The organism is Salipiger sp. HF18, assembly GCF_011806505.1.
Lineage (GTDB): Bacteria > Pseudomonadota > Alphaproteobacteria > Rhodobacterales > Rhodobacteraceae > Salipiger > Salipiger thiooxidans.
Window position 1 is genome coordinate 1 of sequence record NZ_JAATOS010000581.1, and the last position, 2284, is coordinate 2284.

Sequence of the window (2284 nt, forward strand, 5' to 3'; positions counted from 1 at the left end):
AACACGCCCTCGCCGAGCGCGATGTTCCAGCCGTAGTCCACGTAGAACGGCGCGCGGATCGCGACACGGGCGGGCAGGGTGCCCAGCAGCGCCGTGAGCAGCGCACTGCGGGTGTCGTCACCGTAGACGGTGGCATTGTAGTCGCGCATCAGCGCCTGGCTGCGCTTGCGTTCGGCCACGAGCTCGGGATCGCCCGGGTCGTAGAGCCGGCCCGCGATCATCTTCTCGCGCTCGGTGGCCGGCTCGCGCAGCTCTCCCGTCATGGGATCACATGAAGCCCAGCTCGAGCCGCGCCTCGTCGGACATCATGTCCATGCCCCAGGGCGGATCGAAGACCATGTCCACGTCCACGTCCCTGACACCGGGCACGGCGCTCACAGCGTCCTGCACCCAGCCGGGCATCTCGCCCGCCACCGGGCAGCCCGGCGCGGTCAGCGTCATGGTCACCTTGACGGCGTTCTCGGGGTCGATGGCGATGGTGTAGATCAGCCCGAGGTCGTAGATGTTCACCGGAATCTCCGGGTCGTAGACCGACCGGCACGCGTCGACCACCGGCTCGTGCAGCGGGTGGTCCGTGCTGGAGGGAGCGATCAGCGGCGCGCCTTCGAGCGGTGCATCATCCATGGCCTGTCCTTCATGTGCCTTAGTCCGAGTGTTTATATAAGAAACAGGCGGCGGGGCGTAAAGGTCACGGGTGTGCGAGCCGGGCAGTTCCGTCGGGACGGGACAGGTTCTCCTGTGGTTCGGGGCGCTTGCGCCTCAGGCGATGTCGTCGAGGTAGGTTTCGATCCAGTCGCGCACGTCCTCGACCCGGCCGCGCGCCACCGAGACCTGCGAATCGTCGCTCAGCTGCAGCACCTCGCGCCCGCTGCGCGTTCCGAGCCGCCCCACCGTCCGCCGCGACACCCACCACGAGCGGTGCGGCTGGATGCCGTCCTCGGGGCGGGTCTGGGCGACGATGTCCTAGAGTCGGGCAGGCTCGGTCAGGGTGCCGTCGCAGAGCCGCACGTGCATGTGGTGCGTTGTTTCGCGGGCGGGCAGTCCGGGGCGACCTCGGTCCGGACCCGGGGCATCACGAAGCGCAGGAAGATGATCTCAAACAGAATCACCATGGCCGCAAGATAGACCACCTGGCCCGAGAGCAGCGGACGCTGCGGATCGGCGATCGCCAGCGCCATGGCGGTCTCGACCAGCAGCAGGGTGGGGAAGAAGGCGCAGAGACTCACGATCGGCCAGTAGACCTCCGGGCGCGGCGCGAACTGGCGCAGGGCGCCGAGCGCGGTAGGCGCGGCGGCCGGGAAGGCGAGGTAGAGCAAGAAGGCGGCGAGCCAGATCGTGCCGTAGAGCAGGCCCCCGAACTCATTCGCGACCCGGGTCGGATCGGCGAGAATCGGAATCACGATTACGTGAGAAAGGTCGCGCCAGGTGAGCGGATGCTCGAAGAGTGCGGGGAATTCCGCGGCGCTGAGCTCGAGGATCTCGACTGTCGGCCCGCGCAAATTGAGTTTCATGTCGAGCAAATCCGGCACAGCCTCACAGCTCACGTTTGACGCTTTTCGGCAACAGATTCACATATTGTTTCGTGAATTCAAGCGATTCCGACGCTGAGGCGCGTCGGTTTGAAGGCGCAAGTCCGCTGTCTGGCGCGAGTCTCCGGCAACAATCCGAGAACCTGCATTTGCATGAATTGCTTTTTCATTCGTCTGACGGGCGCTTTGTGGTATTTTCGTCGGACCGTCTCTTCGGGGGCGGTCAGACCGTCGACGCACAATGGGGTGGCCCTTCCGGGCTGGAGGCAGCGGGTGGCGGAGAGGTTGGACGGGAACCGCGCATATGCCATGCGCCGTGAGACCGGTGTGCGCTGTCGCAGAAGCCGCGATGGACATGCCGACACCGCTGTCTGCAAACGGCGGTGATCCATTGCGGCGTGTGATGTTGCCGAATTGTACCTGTGCTCGGGATACGGATCCGGGCGGTGTCTGTCGAGCCTCTCGTGAGAAGGTACGAATTCGGGTTGGGGAGAACGGATTGTCTCAGGTTGAAGGGGATGTGCTGTCGGCACTGGTGTCAGAAGTACATGGCATGACCGGCTTGGAAGCTGCACCGCGCTTGTTGCGGACCGCTGCCGTGCTGGTCGAAAAGGCGGGTTACGAAATCGCCAGATCTGAAAGATCGTCACGGGTGACGCAGATCATTCTGATCGCGGCCGAGCTGGATCGGCTCGGGGAACTGTTCGAGAAACCGGGGGCCGAGCCCATCGGGGGATCGCGCAGCCGCCGCCTGG

At 65.1% G+C, this 2284-nt stretch carries 5 protein-coding genes; 1 reads left to right on the plus strand and 4 read right to left on the minus strand.

The window, feature by feature from the left end; all coding sequences use genetic code 11:
- From HC022_RS24400 to HC022_RS24415, 4 genes are all read right to left on the minus strand, one after another.
- On the minus strand, positions 1–263 hold a 263-nt coding region (locus HC022_RS24400; protein ID WP_303049097.1), incomplete at its 3' end, for a maltose acetyltransferase domain-containing protein.
- 4 nt (positions 264–267) lie between these two features.
- Complete coding sequence (locus HC022_RS24405; RefSeq protein ID WP_167454119.1) at positions 268–624, minus strand: SUF system Fe-S cluster assembly protein; 357 nt, start codon at positions 622–624, stop codon at positions 268–270.
- Between the two features lie 135 nt (positions 625–759).
- Positions 760–960 (minus strand): LytTR family transcriptional regulator DNA-binding domain-containing protein, encoded by a 201-nt coding sequence (locus HC022_RS24410; protein WP_167454122.1) that lies wholly within the window; start codon positions 958–960, stop codon positions 760–762.
- Between the two features lie 23 nt (positions 961–983).
- Entirely contained in the window at positions 984–1520 is a 537-nt protein-coding gene (locus tag HC022_RS24415) for a hypothetical protein (protein WP_167454120.1), read from the minus strand.
- Between the two features lie 508 nt (positions 1521–2028).
- Between HC022_RS24415 and HC022_RS24420 the strand changes: the two genes are divergently transcribed.
- Positions 2029–2284, plus strand: a 256-nt coding sequence (locus HC022_RS24420) for a DNA primase (RefSeq protein WP_167454121.1), incomplete at its 3' end; no start/stop codon positions are given.

Coding starts and splice junctions, on each gene's coding strand:
- HC022_RS24405 (WP_167454119.1), bottom strand. CDS start 624: ATGGATGATGCACCGCTCGAAGGCGCGCCGCTGATCGCTCCCTCCAGC.